Genomic DNA, 17,273 nt, shown 5'->3' with positions numbered 1-17,273 from the left:
CCCGGAGCCGCAACAGGGGCCGAAGTGCACGGAAGGAGCTGATCCTGCTGGGCTGATCTTGGAGAGGAGGTGGTGACCCGTGTCGTTGTACATCCCGCCGGAACACGCGACGGCTTTCGCGGCGCTCACCGGCTCCCAATGGCCCGAGGCCGACGAGGACAAGCTCTGGGCGCTGTCGCAGAAGTACCACGACCTGGCCGACTCGCTGACCGCCCTGCAGGACCACTTCCACCACCTCGTCCGGGAGATCAACCAGGACTTCGAGGGTGAGACCGCGGCGGCGTTCGTCGACTACGCCCGCCAGTACATCGTCAAGAACGACGAGGGTTTCGTGCCGCTGGAGTCGGTCCAGCAGGCCGCGCAGGGCATGAGCGAGTTTCTGCGCGAGACCGGCACCAACGTCCAGTACATGAAGCTGCAGGCCATCGGGCAGCTGATCCTGATGTTGGCCGAGATCGCGCTGGCCTACGCGATCGCCTGGGCGACCGGCGGCCTGTCGCTGCTGAAGATCGGGCTGTTCAAGAGCATCACGCAGTGGATCCTGAAACTGCTGCTCCAGCTGCTGATCCAGACGATCGTCTCGCTGGCGTTCGAGACGATCTTCGGCACCATCCTCGACCTGGCGATCCAGCAGAACCAGCTCGACCGCGGCACGCGGGACAACTACGACCCCGAGCTGACCGAGAACGCGCTGAAGGGCGCCGCCATCTCGGGTTCGCTGGGCGGCATCGCAGGGATGTTCGCGCATGGCCTCGGCAAGGGCATCACCACGGTCCTGATGAAGACATTCGGCAGCAAGGTCTTCACGAAGTTCGGTGGCAGCGCGCTCGCCGCGCAGTTGAAGGGCCTCGGTGACAACCTCTTCGACAAGGTCGCGAAGATCTTCCCGTCTTCCGTTGTGGGCAAGCAGTTCGGCGACGACATCGCCAAGGTCTCCAAGGGCTTCACGACGTACCTCAACTCCGGCTTCGGCAGCGCCAAGATGAGCAACTTCGCCGGCATCAAGGGGCTGGGAGCGGGACTGACCGCCGGGCCGGGCTTCAAGTTCGCCCAGCAGTTCTCCGACGTCTTCGCCAAGCACCTCGGCAAGGAGATGGGCGAGGCCGAGGCCCGCGCCCTCGGCAAGGACGTCGCCGACTCCATCACCCGGAACGCCGGGAAGACGACGCCCGAGGCCATGCAGAAGGCCATCGGCGGAGCGTTCGGCAAGCACGTGCTGGGCGCGGAGGGCGAGCAGATCGCCCAGTCGATGACCCAGGGTTACACGAAGGCCATCGGGGAAGCGGCGTCCGAGTTCGGCCAGCACCACAACGCCTACAAGTTCGCCACGACCGTGGGTGGTGCCCCGGTGTGGGGCTTCCACGGGTGGTTGAGCGAGGGGCTCGGCAAGTACGACGCGGAAGGCTACTTCGAGGCGGACTGGACCAGCTTCACCGGCAGCATGGTGTCGGGCACCGCCGAGGAGCTGAACGAGAACTTCATCGGTGAGCCGCTGGGCGAGAAGTTCTCGCACTGGTTCTGGCAGGAGAAGTTCCCGGAATGGTTCGGGACGGCCGACACGCAGCAGGTGTCGATGCCGGAAAACACGCCGCTGATGGACGACGCGGGATCGATCTACGGTCATTCCAGCGATGCGGCTTCCGCCTACTCCTGGAGCGACGCGGATTCCGTCGATTCCTGGATGGAATCGGACTTCTCCAACAAGGGCGACCAGGGCGGGTTCGGCGCCTGGCCGAGTTCGACCGACAGTTCCACCACTGTGGACACTTCGAACCTCGATTCGTCCAATGCGGATTCGCTGGACTTCGACGGCGATCTGATCGACTTCGACTCTGGTCACGACTCCACCAAGCCCGCCAACCTCGACCTGGGCGGCGACCAGCAGGCCGCTGCCATGCAGCAGAGCACCGCGCCGCCCACGCCGGTGCAGACGAGTTCCGGCCCGTCGTCGGTCACCGCCCCGTCGACGCAGACGACCTCGACCTCCCCGAACCCCGGTGCGCAGGGCGGTTCTTCGAACACCGGCTCCCAGAACACGAGCACGCGTCCGACCCAGTCGAGCCCGAGCGCCCCCACCCCGCAGCAGACCGAGTCGGCCCCGAACACCACGGCCTCCACCGAGTCCTCGACGAACCAGTCCGGCCACACCGCCAACCCGAACCTCGGTCAGGACGCGGAAACGCCGACCGTGCAGCAGGTGGAGTCGCCGAGTACCAATCCGTTCTTGCAGACGCAGACGTCGAGCACAAACCCGTTCATGCAGCAGTCGGAGTCGCCGAGCACTCACCCGTTCCGGCACGCGGTCTCTTCGAGCAGCAATCCCTTCTTGCCGACGGAGACGTCGAGCCGAAACCCCTTCTTGCAGCGGTCCGAGGCGCCCAGCACCAACCCGTTCTTGCAACCGCCCGAGCCGTCGATCACCAACCCCTTCTTGCGGGAGAAGGGGCCGATCGAGACGAATCCGTTCGTCCAGCAGCCCGAGTCGCCGAGCACCAACCCGTTCTTGCAGCAGGGGGGCGACGATGGTGCCGGGGGTCAACACTCGGCGCAGTCCAGCACGCCCACGCCGACCGACACCGAGAAGGACGACGGCGGAGCGCCCCCGCTGGAATCCCAGCACTCCGATTCCGGTCTACTTTCTCGCGTCCAGAGCAACGTCGCCAACATCATGGGCGACTCGCCGACGACGAGGTCCGGTTTCCGGGTGCGGCACCTGTTCCAGATCGGCCTGCTGGCCGAGCAGCTCGGTGTCAACCACGCGCTGAGCGACCCCAGGACGCCCGACGGGCACGTCCTCACGTCGGAGGTCGAGGGCGTCGGCCACAGCTACGCCACCGAGGCGTTGGCGCACCTGCTGATCTCCGAGCTTCGATCGAGCACAGTGGACGATCGAGCGGCGTCGAACCCGTTCGGAAGCCGGCAATTTGACGCCACCCCCGAGGCGTCGACGATCGGGCACGAGAACTGGGAAGCGTCGGTCGAACTCACCAAGCAGGTCGTCGAGTCGCTGGTCAGCGGCCTCCGCGACCGGGGCGGCGACCTGAACCTGGCCGGGGTGCGCGAACTGGTCGCCAAGCACCGGCAGCCCGACGCCATCTGGACGGCCGCGCTGGGCTACCTCCACTCGCGGCCCGAGCTGAGCGGGCTGGTGCGGCAGGTCACCGACGTCACCACGACGACCCCGCCGGGCAAGGAGTTCCGGAAGCCGGACGCCCGGCCGAACCCCGAGCACCCGGTCGGCCTGCCCGAGCAGGCGCTGCGCTACCTGAACATCGACCAGAACGCGGCGCCGACGTGGTCGCACGGCGAGATCTCCAGGCCGGCGAGGATGCTCGCGCCGACCCCGCTGCCATCCTGGGGGCAGGCCGCTACCGACCTGGAATCGGCCGCGCCGCCCCGCCGAGTCGCGGAGGACGACGAGTCGACGCCCGAGATCGACCCGACCGCCGAATCGCCGCTCGACCGCTTGATGGGCATCAAGCCGGGCGATGACCTGTACAAGGCCATCAGGAAGATCGAGGAGCAGCCCGGCCTGCCGACCATCCGCGAGGAAGAGGCGCACGAGCTGGAGGCCCTCCAGCACGAATCGGAATCCGATGTCCCGGACTCCGCATCCACGACCACCGACGAGGAGCCGCCGAAGACCGACGAGCTGCCGAAGCACCCCCAGGGCAATGTGCCCCTCAAGCTGTACCTGGACGGGAAGTTCCCGGACACCTACCGGCTGCAGCAGATCAACGGAGTGGTCCCCGGTCCCCGGGAACAGCGCTCGGACGCGGACCCCAGGCCGGTGTCCCGCGAGCAGGCCGCGGAAGATTTCGCCGACCACGTCATCGGTTTGATCCCGCAGCTGCAAGGCGATTCCATGGCGGCGCCGCGGGGCAGGCTGAAGGAAGACCTGGCAGCCCTCACCCTCCACGCCGGCGAATTCGGGGCACTGAAGCTGCTCGCGCAGGGCATGACCTTCGTGCTCCCCACGGGCCGGACGACCCCCGACGGCAAGCCCGGCCACCGCCTGCTGGACCTGAACCTCGACGTGCGGCCCGAGTCCATCCTGGAGACCGCTGGTAAGGGCAAGACCGAGCAGAAGAACGTCTTCGAGCAGTCGGAGCGGACGGAGTCGAGCAGGGAGACCGGCGTCAAGACGCAGGTCTCGGTCAGCATCGGTGCGGTCCCCGCCATGGTCTCGGGCTTCCTGAGCGTGGCGCCCCAGGTCACGTGGATCAACGAGACCTTCAAGAGGATCGGTGAACGGCTGAACCAGTCGTTCGTGAAGACCGTGAAGCTGCCCTCGGCGAACAAGGCGTTCGAGGCCGGGTTCGATCTGACCTGGGCGTTCGACGGCCGCAGCCCGGCTCCGGGCGACAAGGCGGACTTCGGGAAGGTCGACTTCCTCGCCCCTGCCAACGATCTCCGCGACGGCGAGGCAGCGGCGAAGATCAAGGCGGAGATCGAGGCGGCGCGGGGCGACGTCGACCCCGACGGTTCGGCGACCGAGCGGCCGGAGGGCCGGAAACCGGCCTACCTCACCCAGAAGGCGGCGAACCTCATCGCGGCGGTGGGGGACTCCCACCTCGGCCGCGGCTTCCAGCACAAGCTGATGGCCGCGCTGCCGGAGTTCGTCAAGCAGAACAGCGCGCTGCTCAAGCTGATCAACACCACCGCCAATTCGTCGCTGATGAAGGACGCGTCGGTCGAGGCGCTCCTGTACGGCCTGGAGGTCAAGCATGCGAGCGTCAGGGCAGATCAGCTGCCGCCGCGGTTCGCGATCAAGCCCGACCTCCGGCCCGACTCCGTGGCGTGGCACGCGCGGAGCGAGTTGGTCGATTTCACCATCACCGGCAAGACCAGGGCCCAGATCGGGGTCGACCGCCGGCTGTCGCTCGAGCGCATGGCCGAGTACGTCTTCGGCGACGCCGCCGAGGCCGGGCTCAGGTTCCGGTGGCTGCGCGATCTCGCCTCGCTCTTCGGTGGCAGCAGGGGCCCGGCGCAGCTGGGCCTCGACGGGCAGATCACCTTCGGCAAGTCCGGCAAGTTCACCTCCACCGACAAGAAACCGGCGTCGAGCAAGCAGAAGTCTTCGCACGCGGCCGATCTCGTCGAGATCCGGCTCGAACTGAAGAACCACACCAGCCTCGCGACGCACGAGCACGGCGACAAGTCCGACGCGAAGAAGCTCCTCGGAGCCGAGCTGAAGTCCGTCGGCGAGGAGCGGGGCGCGTCCTACGTCTACGTCACCGAGGAGAACTTCCCGGCCCTGGTGGCCGAGCTCGACAAGATCCTCGGCCGCGGCACCGAACCGGTCCCGGAGCAGGCGCCGCCGAAGCCGTCGCGGGAACGCGCGGACCAGCTGCGCACCGTCCTGGACAACGGCGGGCTGGTCTCCGACCTCACCCACATCAAGGGCGTGGAGGACATCCACGACAAGGTCCGGCAGACGATCCTCACCGCGCTGGAGCGGGACTCCAGGAAGCTGACGGCGGTCGAGGTGCAGGCGATCGACCTGCAGCTCAGCGAGCTCTCCCCGAGCCGGCTCGTGGAGGAGTTCGGCGACTACGCCCACGGCACCGACCGTTCGCAGTCGCGCCCCCACCAGGTGACGATCGACGCCGGCGACCGGAAGTTCGTGGTCGACGTCGGCGCCCTGCTCGGCGACGTGGTCTCCGAGCAGAAGGTCGACGAGGCGGTCATCACCGGCACCCGCTCGGCCGGGGCCAGCCAGCGCGTCCGCATGAAGCACGGCTTCGGCTGGGCCGCCGCCCTGAACCTGCTCGGCCGGGTGCGGATGGGCCAGGACGGATTCGCGAAGAACATCTACCTGGGCGCCGCGATCGGCGGGAAGTACCGGCAGGAGACCAGCGCGCACAGCGGCAACCTGCGGGCCGCCGGTCACGAGGACAAGGTCAACCAGACCGGCAAGGCCCTCCGCATCGAGCGGGCGGTCAAGTTCACCGCCGACATCCGCGAGGAGAAGCACCGGGACTGGGGCGAGCGCTGGTCCAGGTACCACGCGAAGCGACCGAGCAGCCTGGCCGAGCTGTTCCGGCCGGTGAAGCCCGGCGACCTCGGCAAGGTGACCGCCGACGGCGCCGCCGGCTACCTGGTGCCCGAGAACCTGGTCGAGCTTTCCGGGAAGCTCGACCCCGGTGCGCGCGAGCCGCTGCTGCAGGAAGCACTGCGCGACCTGCAGAGCCGTGAAGGTCTGCTCGACGAGCAGAACCCCGAGCACCGGCTGGGCAAGCAGATCCCGCCGGGTGCCGGGCTCGTCTACTACATGCGCGACACCCTGGCGATCTTCAACGGCGAGTACGTCAAGCTGCACGAGGAGTCCAACGACAAGAAGACGTCGAACCCGTTCGACGTCCTTTCGAAGGACGTGACCCAGCTCTCGCGCAAGGAGTACGAAACCCTGGTCCAGGGGATGTTCCTGGGACCGCAGCGGATCAGCGACGGGCCGCAGGGCACGCCGATCAAGCGCGAGGGCATCCTCAGCTCGGACCTGCAGGCCCACATCGTCGAGCACGTCGGGACCATCCCGAAGGGATCCTGGAAGCCGGCGACCACCGGCCAGATCGCCGTGCACCACGGCAAGAGCAGCGGCATCTCCTTCGGCGGCACCTTGATGGCCCAGCTCGGCATCGCCGAGCTCAGCTTCGAGCACGGCTACCAGGCCGAGGGCACCGAGCGCGACACCTCGGCCGCCGTCAACAAGCTGACCGCGGCGGCGCTGACGGGCGACGTCCACCTCTACGTGGTGGACGTGCTGATGAACAACCGCCTCGACGACTCGCTGCACATGTTCGGCAAGCCCAACACCGAGCTGGCCGACCTGCGCCGGGGCGTGCGGCAAGGACTGCTGCCCCGCTGGGCGATCATCGCGGTTCCGGAGGATTTCCGGCAGGCGCACGGGCTGCCGCTGCCCGAGGACTTCGAGACGACGCCGCTCACCTTCAAGGACCCGGCCCCCGAGCCGGCTTTCGACGACCTCGGTGAGGGGCTGGGCAAGGACGTCAAGGCCATCAGGTTCACCCCCAAGGGCGGCGTGGACCTGCACCCTGATCGGGCGGCGGTCGATCTCTCCGACCTGGACGGGATCGAACTGTCCGGTCAGGAGAAGGCCGGTCTCTCCGAAGCGGAGCAGGATGCCGCCCTCGCGAAGAAGAAGGCCGACGCCCGCTACGAGAAGCAGGCGGACGCCCTCCTGCAGCGCGAGGCCGAAGCGCTGACCGACCCCTCGGGCGGCGAAAAGGTCCACGCCGGTGCCCGGGGCATCGATCCGCTGCTGCAGCGCAAGGGCGATGACCTGGCCGACTGGGCCTACCGGGTGGTCGCGAAGGCGAATCCGGACCTCGTGCTGGGCTGGGACCCGGAGTCGGGCACTCCGCCGCCGGCGACGAGCGCGGTCCAGAAGCTCGATGCGCTGCGCGACCTGGGGACGGTCCGGCAGATCCTCGACGGCGGCTGGTCCGTGACCATCCCGGACGGCAGGACCCACTACGTCCTGAAGCTCAACGCCAAGCCGGTCGGCGATCCCGTCCAGGTGGTCCACGCAACACCGCCGGTGGGCGGGTCTTCGGAGATCTCCGGCAACACCACCACCGGCGAAGAGCAGATGAACCGGTCGTTGAAGACGACCGCGACCGCGTTCGTCGGCCCGCCGGCCCCGTTCGGCACGCAGGGGACCATGCGTCCGGGCGCGACGTTCGGCGTGGACAAGACCGAGGGCACCGAGGTCTCCGTCGCGAAGCAGATCACCGAGCAGCGGCGCTCGCGCCCCGGCGAGGCGGCGCAGTTCCTCCAGGACGTCGAGCTGACCGCCGAGATCTACGAGGTCAAGCTCCCGATGACCTTGGCGGCCGTGGCCGTCAAGGCGACGCCCACTTCGCAGGAGGTCGACTTCGCCGCGGAGCCGAAGTCGTCGCTGGCGAAGGCCAAGGCCCGGGCCGGGGCCATCGCGGAGCAGATCAAGACCATCCTGGACGATGCCGCCGGGTCCGCCGCGCAGAAGGTCAAGGCCGACGTCGTCGTCGAGAAGATCGCGGTCGTCCTGGCCAAGGCGGGCGGCAGCGCGAAGTCCCTGGTGGATCACGCGAGGTCCATCGTGGACACCTTCTCGTCGCCGGCGAAGCAGGCCGACGCGCTCGACGAGGCGGTCAAGGCCGTGCTGGACAAGCTCGTCGTGCCGGTGGAGCAGAGCGAGCCCGCTGCTCCGAAGGCGGGCCGGCCCGCCCCGGAGAAGATCAAGCTCGCCCTCGGCGACGCCCCGCCCACCTTCCGCGGGCAGGCCCTCCTCGAACTGCCGGACGCCCTGGTGGGCAGCCACTCCGCGGGGAAGAACCCGACGAAGCAGGGCCTGCTGGTGGACGTCGTCGACGAGGGCCAGCTGCTGCGGGAACTGCCCCCGGACGTGCTCCGTGCGGCGTCGTTCGAGCTGGCCAAGATCCTGCCCGGCGACGTGGTCGACAAGCTCGTGGACGTCATCGTCGAGACGTCCGTCCACGCCGACGGGCAGGACGTCAACTCCGGGCTGCAGGATTCCGGCACCGCGCTGCGGGATTGGCTCGCCAAGGGCACGCCCGACCACCGGAACCTGGAGGCCTTGCTGTCGCCGGCGATGGTGGCGCGCCCCAAGGAGAGGCCGGGCGGCTCCACGGCCGAGTCCTTCCTGACCGACGACGGCTACCGCTTCGAGTTCACCGTGCCCGGCCCGCTCAACCAGGAAATCTCGGTGCGGACGAAGGTTCGGCTGTTCGCCCCGGAATTCCTGCTGGCCTGGGACGTGCCGGCCTGGCAGCAGAAGCACGTCGAGGAGACCACCGAAGACGTCACGAACAGCTCGGACACCGGGTACCAGACGGCCGCGGCGGCGCCGGTCGCGTCGCAGCCCATCATGGCCACGGTCGGCGGCGGTACGACCTCGCGGAACACCGAGCGGGGCGGCACGCAGCACCTCACCAAGGTCGAGGGCAACGAGCGCAGCAAGGATCTCGCGGACACGCGCCGCAACCGCTACACCTCGCACGTCGAGTTCGACTTCGAGGTCACGATCAAGCAGAACCTCAACGACACCAAGGCGTACCGCGCCGGGGTGCAGTACTACAACGCGGCCCAGTTCGACCTCCACCCGAAGAAGGCCGAGGCGATCGACCCGCAGGCCGGGAGCCGCAAGACCAAGGCCGAGCTGGCGGCGGAGGAGGCTGCGCTCCAGGCCGAGCTGGACCTGCTGGGCTCGATCGACATCTCGTCCACGCCGGAGAAGACGGCCGAGGAGTCCCCGCAGTCGGAAGCCGCGGCGCGCAGCCGGCAGGCGATCGAGCAGTTCGAGAACCTGCTGCGGGAACAGCACGGGCAGACGCACACGCAGGTCGTCGCGGACCTCGCCGAGCTCCTGAACCCGGCCTCCCGGCCGTTGAGCGAATCGCAGCAGCAGCGCTTCACGGACCTCACCGACCAGCTCCGGCAGTCTGCGGCCGAGAACGAATCCCGAGGCTTGAGCCCCGAGTTGGCGGACCTCGCCGACCGCGTCCGGAACCACCTGACCAGCGAGCCGCCGGAAACGCCTGAGCCGCCGCAGCAGCAGTCGGAGCCAGGCTCTGCCGATGTCATCCAGCAGTTCACAGAACTACTGCTGAGCCTGGACTTCGGTGATCGTTCGGTCGAGGTTCAGCACGTCATCAATGCCCTCTCCGCGCCGGGGACCCGGGAGAGCGCGGCGGAACGGCAACGCCGTGCGCAGCGTTTCGAGCGACTCGTCCACCAGCTCTACCTGCCGAGGAATGCGCCCGTGCCGAGGCAGACCGGCGACACACAGGTGCCGCCCGAGCTGAGCCGCTACCAGGAAAAGTTGCGCGGCTACACGCCGATCAAGGTGCCGGGGGACGGCAACTGCCTCTTCGAGGCGATCAGGGTCAGCAGCGACGGCCGCATCAGCATGTCGGTTCCGGAAATGCGCGGGCTCGTCGCCGAGCGCCTTCGCGAGACCTGGTCCCAGGAAATCGCGGACTACACCGAGCTCTCCCTCGATGAGGCGGTCAGCTCGGTCCTCACGGCCGGGTACTACGGCCCCGGGCTCGGCGATCTCATCCCGCAGTTGGTGTCCGAAACCCAGAACCTGAACATCTGGGTGCTCGACCCCGCGCGGAACGCGATTCATTCGGCTCAAGGCGTCACCACTCCCGACTCGGGGTCCATCGTCCTGGTGCGCACCGGGAACGAGGGCTCTGCGCACTACTACGGGACGCTGACCGAGCCGGACACCCGCGCACAGCTGCGCTCGGACGAGGACGACCAACTGCTCGGGCTCCTCGACGAGGTCAAGAACCAGCTGGTGAACGGGCCGACCTCGGAGCCTCCACAGCAGGGCACGTCGCAGCCGAGTTCTTCGCGGCCGGGCGAGGGGACTCGAGGGGAGGAACTCGACGAGTTCGCGAGCCTTCTTCGGGCGGAGCACCAGGAGTCGCACCCGGATGTCGTCGAGAACATCCTCGCGCTGCTGGATTCGGCCGGGCGTCCGGCCAGTGCGGAAGAACTGGGGCGCTTCGGCGAGCTCGTCGAGCAGCTCAACCGGCCACCGCAGACCGGGGCCGCGCGTGGCCCGCAGGACCTGAGCCCGGAGCTGACGCAGCTCGTCGAACAGGTCGGTGATCACCTGCGGGACGAGTCCGCGCAGGAGGACCAGGCGTCCGGGGACGACCTGAGCGAGACGAAGCCGAACGAGCCGAGTCCGGGGGAGTCCAGTTCGGACGATTCCGGCACAAACCAGATCGGCTCGGGCGTTGCGAACACCAACGAGACGGGTTCGGGAGTCGTCGACCTGAACGATGGCGGGGCCTATCCGATCGGGCTGGTGACCGACGACGGGGCCACCCATCCGATGGAGCAGCTGCTCAAGGTCGGCGACCTCGTCGTCGGCAGCCAGCAGCCCCACTCGGCGGACGGCGACGGGCTCTCGGCGCGGGATCTGCTCATCAAGACGGTCCTCGACTCGGTCACCGGGCACGACCTCGGCGTGCACGAGGCGAACAACGAGCTCGGCCAGGCGTTGAGCCGATCCGACCGCACCAACCTGGAGGTGCACCTGCGCCAGCAGGCCGGCGCCTTCGGCGAGAACGGCCTGCTCCGGATGCTCCGCGCCGGCCTCCCGGTGCGGCTCGGCGTGAACCGCCACATCATGCTGCAGCTGACGCGGACCGGCCCGGTGACCCGGCCGAAGGGCGCGGGCGGCGACGCGGCCGGCGGCCCGAAGCAGGGTTCCCAGTTCGAAAGCGGGCCGGGCAGCGGCAGCACCGCAACGGTGTCGCACAAGTCGAAGATCAACCTGCTCGCCGGCTGGATCGGGACGGTCGCGGACAAGTCAGGCCTGGTCTACGTGCTTCCGTTCCTGGAACAGGGCCGGGACTCGTCCATCAAGACCGGCCGGGCCACCTCGTCGAGCACGCTGTACAAGACCGAGTTCGTGCGCACGGTCGCCGACCAGTTCGAGGTCGGCTTCGAAATGCACGCCAGCATCACGGAGAACGGCGTGAAGCTGGCCGAGATGACCCGGCAGCTGCCGGAGAAGTTCACCCTCGGCTACCCGAAGGAGGCACTGGGCACCAAGGTCGCGGGCGGCGAATACCACCGCCTGGCCCCGGGACGCCGACCGGTGCGGATGCCGGCCTCGACGCAGAACGACATCGAGCACGTCATCACCTGGGTCGGGACCGCGAAGACCCAGGAAGCGGTGCTGCAGGAGCTGTCGAAGTACGACGGTCTCGACCTGATGACCGAGAACTTCATGCGGACCCTTTCGCCGGACGGCCGGTCCGACGGCTACGTCCGGGGCGTGACCAAGAAGACCACGGTGACCTGGGACCAGGCGGTTCCGCGGGACAAGTCCGCACCGGTGTCGGAGAAGCTGCCGGACGCGGTCGACAAGGGGGCCCGGTGGATCCGCAACCACACCGCCACGGCCGCCCACAACTACGCGGCGACGTTCACCTCCGACCCGAGGATGACGGGTTTCGGGCCGTTGATGGAGGTCGACGTGACCGGCGGGACCACCCGCCGCCGCGGTGAGATCAGGATCAGCGCGAGCAACTCCACATCCGCCTCCGCGATCGGTCTCGACGTGCGCTACCTGCACACCGTGGCCAACTTCGACGGCTTGGACGTCCAGACCGGTGGCCAGGCGTCCCTGAAGATCGGGGCCGGCCACGGCACGTCGTTGTTCGGCAAGTTCAAGAACTTCCTGAAGCAGAAGGACCACGCCCCGGCGAGGCACGTCCTCTACCGGGTGGATTTCGCGGAGCACTTCGACCTGTCGATCAGCCGGGACGGCAAGGCGCTGGGCGAGAAGGTGGCCGGGGCCGGAGAAACCGCGGCCTTCGTGCTGATTCCGAAGGAGAAGGTCGCGGCGTTCGAGGGGAAGATGCTGGCCGCGCTGGCCGCCCTGCCGCACGAGACGTCGCTGCCTGCTTCCGGTGCCGGGCTGACCGAGCGGCAGAAGGCGGGGCTTCTCGAGCAAGACCAGGCCGAACTGGCCAACGAGGTCCAGGACTACGCCGCGGTCGCCAAGAACAGCACGCTGAGCGACCTCACCCGCTTCGACGGCGCCGAGGGCATCGGCGAGGAAGTCCGGGCCATCGCCGGCAGCCTGATCCTGCAGGACTACCGCGACGGGAAGCTGACCCCGCAGCGGCGCGACGAGCTGCTGGACCAGCTGGACGACGCCGTCACGGACTTCGACCCGGTGAAGCTGGTCGACAACCTGAACAAGATCGGCACCACCTCGGTCGCCACCGAGGTCCGCTTCCGGGGCCGCACCTACGAGGTGTACCTCTCCGATCAGTCGGTCGACTCGGCGGTCGAGACCTTCCTGGAACAGCTCGGCAGGGAGCCCGACCTCGCGTTCGACGAAAACGCGGCGTACGTCGCGGATCCGGCGTCCGACGACGCGGTGGAGGATCTCCGCGAGAGGCTCGACAAGCGGCCGCGCGTCAAGCTCACCGACGAGGAAGCCGCGGACATCCGGCAACAGCTGGCGAAGAACTTCCAGATCCGCGCGGAGAACGGCCGCAACGCCTTCGACGCCGTCGACGTCCTGGTCGAGGTCGGCGGGGAGAAGCTCCGCGCGAACAGCCGGTATTCCGCGGCGGAGGCGTTGAGCGAGCTCGACTACCGCGTTTCCAAGCAGGCCATCGAGCTCTCCGATGCCGACCGCGCCAGGATCCGCCAGGAGCTGGCGGCGGCCCGGGACGGCGCGGCGAAGCCGGAGAACAAGTTCGCGATTCGCCGCTACCGGATCGACACTGAGGTGGAGGCCGGCGGCCGCAAGTTGCCGGTGCGCAGCGACAAGCCGGTGGACGAGGCGCTCCAGGACTTCGAGAAGAAGCTGGCCAAGGGCGTCCGGCTCACCGCGGAGGAGCGGCAGAAGATCCTCTCGCAGCTGCAGGAGGACGAGCAGCGCCGCAAGGCGGGCAAGAAGCACGCCTACACCGTCGAGTTCAGCCTCGGCGACTACCGGTTCGACGTGGCGGTCACCGGCACGCCGAAGGGCGTGCGGACCGCCAAGCACCTCGACCACGCCGAGCTCTCCGGCAACCGGGGCACGGAGATCGCCCTGGGCAACAAGCTCAAGGACACGATCTACGGCAGTCTCGCGCTGAAGATCCGGAACCGGTTCAAGACCTTCACGGAAGGTCCGCTCAAGGCCACGTGGTTCAACGGCAACGTCGCCGCACAGCTCTCCGCCTCGCGGACCACCACCTCCGGTTCGAGCACCACCGCCACCGACGAGGTCAAGGTCAGCTACAAGGGCCCGGCGATCGAGATCCGGCGGGAATTCGACTTCGACGTCGCGGTGCAGGTGACTCGCGGGGGAAAGCCGCACGAGCTGCGCAACCACACCGTCCACGCCCTCGCGGACTACCGGGTGCCGGACTTCATGGCGAAGAACGCGGCGGAGTTCCGTCCCGGTCCCACCGTGCTCGTGCCCGAAGGCACCAGCATCGAGTCCTTCGCCCCGGACCTCGGCTCGGCGGTGCCGGTCGAGAACATGGTGATCCTGACCCACGGCGGGGATGCGAACTTCGAGCGGGTCAGCGACAACTCGCCCGGCATGCAGCAGCGCTCCGCCGAGCAGACCAAGGCGTGGTGGACGCCGTACCTGCTCAAGCTCCCGTGGACCAGCCGGCCGAAGTTCCACGTCGCGCCCGATCCGGACCTGGTCGGCAACGCGTCGATGGCGAGCCACCTCCGCCCCCAGGTGATCGCCATGGGCACCCGGCGAGGCCACCTGCAGGACCGCGTGCACCAGGAGAACCTGCGCACCACGTTCCACCGGCCGAGGATCGTCGACTACGTCGATCCCCAGAACCTCTCGATCTCCGCCATCTCGAAGCTGGGCCGGAGCGTGTCCTACGGCGAGTCGACGGACCTCGACCGAGGCGGCAGCCTGCAGATCGGCGCGCTGGGGCTCGACGTGGAGGGGGCGCTGAGCTGGCAGTCCAGCGGCGGTTCGAGCGAGGCCACCGCGGGGAGCAGCAAGGTCACCTTCCAGACCGGCAGGGACGTCAAGTACGTGCTGGTCAAGCTCGACAAGCTGGACCAGCACCAGGCTGAGGCCCAGCAGTACCGCTGGGGCAGGCCGTCGCACTGGAAGGCCTTCAACCCCTACAAGATCGGCGGCGGTGCGGAGACCCGGCGCTACCTGGAGCGCGACGGGGCCCTCGCGGTGATGACCGAGGAGGCGGCCAACGCGCTGATCGAGAAGGCCGAGGCGGCGGTCACGACGAAACGTCCGGTGCCAGCGCTGGACGACGTCGGCAACTCCGTGGACGCCAGCGTCGGCCTGTTCGAGATGTCGGCCGGTGATGTGCCGCTTTCCCAGTGGGCGCTGGACATCTTCGCCGAGCACCGCAAGAAGCTGGTGCCGGATGCGTGGCAGGAGGGCGAGCACTGGGTCGCGCTGAACTCGAACACGGTGCAGGAGCTGTCGGCCCTCGACATGCGCGCGACGCAGCTCGAGATCCTCAAGGGCGGGGTGTCGATCTTCCAGGAGTACAAGGACTGGAAGGGCCACACGCACTACGTCGAGCTGCGCTTCGAGGCGAAGCCCCCCGACGGCTGGGACAAGAACGCCACGGTCACGGAGCTGAAGGACGGACGCAGCTTCTTCGAGCACCAGGCCGTCTACGGCAACGAGTCCCAGTACGCATCGGGCAAGGGCCTCGGCGCCGGGGTCCTCTTCAACCCGCTGATCACCACGAACCACACCGCGGCCAGTCCGACAGGCCCCGCGGCCTCGCTGTCGATCGGCTTCCCGAACCAGTCGGTCGAGGTGGCGACCGGCGACTCCTACCAGCACGGCGACCGGAGCGAGAACCGGGGACAGAACGTCCGCGTCGGCGTCGACCTGGTCTTCGAGGCGAAGCTGTTCTCCTACACCGAACACGCGGCGCTGCTCAACACCGTGACCAACGCCGGCATTTCGAGCACCTACCGCAACCCCGAGCACCGGTCCATCCCGCTGGGCGAGAACGCCACCAAGACGGGCTTCGCCACGCTCCAGATGCCCAAGCCCCTGCTGGACATCGAGTCGAGCACCACCGAGCCGCTGCTGACCGGTCGCAGGCTCGACGGCGAGCGGGACGTCACCGGCCAGCTGCACAAGGCGAAGACGGCGCTGGTGACCAACCAGCGGCTCAACGACGTGCTCGAGTTCGTGGAGAAGGTGATCTCGCGCGCGCCGAAGTCCGGCCTGGGCTACGACAGCCAGGCGAAGCGGGCCTTCGGGCCCGCCAGCCCGCGCCGGATGCAGCTGCGGAACTGGCTGTCCTACCAGCTGATGAGCACGAACGCGAAGGCGTTGCTCAACGATGGCCGCGACCTGAAGGGAGCCCTCGACGGCATCCGCAAGGCGGGGAAGGCGCTCGGCGACATCGGGAATGTCGAGACGGCCCTGCGGGACATCCGGTCGGCCGACACGACCAAGCAAGCCGTCCAGGACGTCGAGGCGGCCGTGCAGGGCGTCCGCGACGGAATGCTGGGGCTGGGAGACGGCCGCAGCCTCGCGCAGGTCATCGAGCACGTGCTCACGGCCGAGCAGAGCATCAAGGACGCCGAGAACGCGCTGCGGAACTACCGGGGAGCAAAGAGCCTGACGACGGGCATCCGGGGCGCCGTGCAGGCACTGCGGGGCATGCGTGATGCCGAGACTCCGCTGCAGAACATCCAGAATGTCGCGGCCGTCGTGCAGAGCATCCACAACGCGGCGGAGGGGCTGCGGAACGTCCAGGACGTCGCGGGGCGGGACGAATTCGCGCAGGTCGTCCAGGGCGTCGAGGCGGCCGTGCAGAACATCCGCGAGGCAGCGGCGCGGCTGGGACGCGATGGGGGCGCCGAGGCTTTCGGGCAGTCCGTCCAGGACGCTGGAACGGCCCTGCAGCACGCCTTGAACACCGGGTGGAGCATCCAGGACATCCAGGACGCCGAATCTCACGCGCAGGTCGAGAAGGCGCTGCAGGACATCCAGAACGCCGAGGCGACCCTGCGCGACATCCAGAACACCGTTGACAGGGCACGACAGGCCATCCGGGACGCCGAGCGAGCGTTGAAGGACATCAAGAGCGCCGAGAACGCGCTGCGCACCAGCCGGGAGGTCAAGGGCCTGACGAGGGGCATCCGGAACGCCGGGGACGCCTTGGCGGGCATCGCGAACCTCGAAGAGACCGTGGGGGGCCACCCGCGGGCCACGGAGATCGTCGGCAAGGTCCGCGGCGTCCAAGCGGTCGTTCGAGGATTGCTGGACGGCGAGCGGACGAACGTCCGGGACGTGACGACGCTCGAGCTCGAGATCGACGAGGCCAAGGCCCAGCTGAAGCTCGCCGGCGGTTTGGCGGCGGCCATGGGGCGTGGTCACCGGCACCGGATGCGGCTCGGGGAGAAGACCTTCGCCACCGACGTCGACACCCAGGTGAACCAGCGGGTCTTCAACCCCAGGTACAAGGGCGTCGAGATCCGGACGGCCCGCAACGAGCGGTTCCACGGTCAGATCACGTCGCAGGCCGAGTCCGACGTGAAGTCCCGGCTCGCCTGGCAGACCCCGGGCGCGGGCGCGGCGACCGCGCCGGATCCCGCCTTCTTCTACGCCGATGCGTCGCTGGCCGGGAAGGAGGGGGCCAGCACGGACGAGACGAACGCGAACGAGCTGCAGGGCCGCACCGAGTTCGGTCCGCAGGACCGCCTGGTGTTCGACCTGGACGTCGAGTACACCGTCACCGCCAAGTCGAAGC

General features: G+C 68.5%; 1 protein-coding gene (cut by a window edge). It reads left to right on the top strand.

Translation table 11 applies throughout. The features are described from left to right. Positions 1-79 precede the first annotated feature (79 nt). Positions 80-17,273 carry the 5' portion of a scabin-related ADP-ribosyltransferase gene (locus E1288_RS33875; protein ID WP_132492570.1) on the top strand. Its footprint extends 17,912 nt past the window's final position, so the window shows 17,194 of its 35,106 coding nt (coding positions 1-17,194); it begins with the start codon at positions 80-82; its stop codon lies beyond the right edge, outside the window.

The sequence above is a fragment of the Saccharopolyspora elongata genome (assembly GCF_004348985.1).
GTDB classification, from domain to species: domain Bacteria; phylum Actinomycetota; class Actinomycetes; order Mycobacteriales; family Pseudonocardiaceae; genus Saccharopolyspora; species Saccharopolyspora elongata.
The sequence above is the reverse complement of the archived record's forward strand: the minus strand, read 5'-3'. Positions and strand labels throughout refer to the sequence as shown.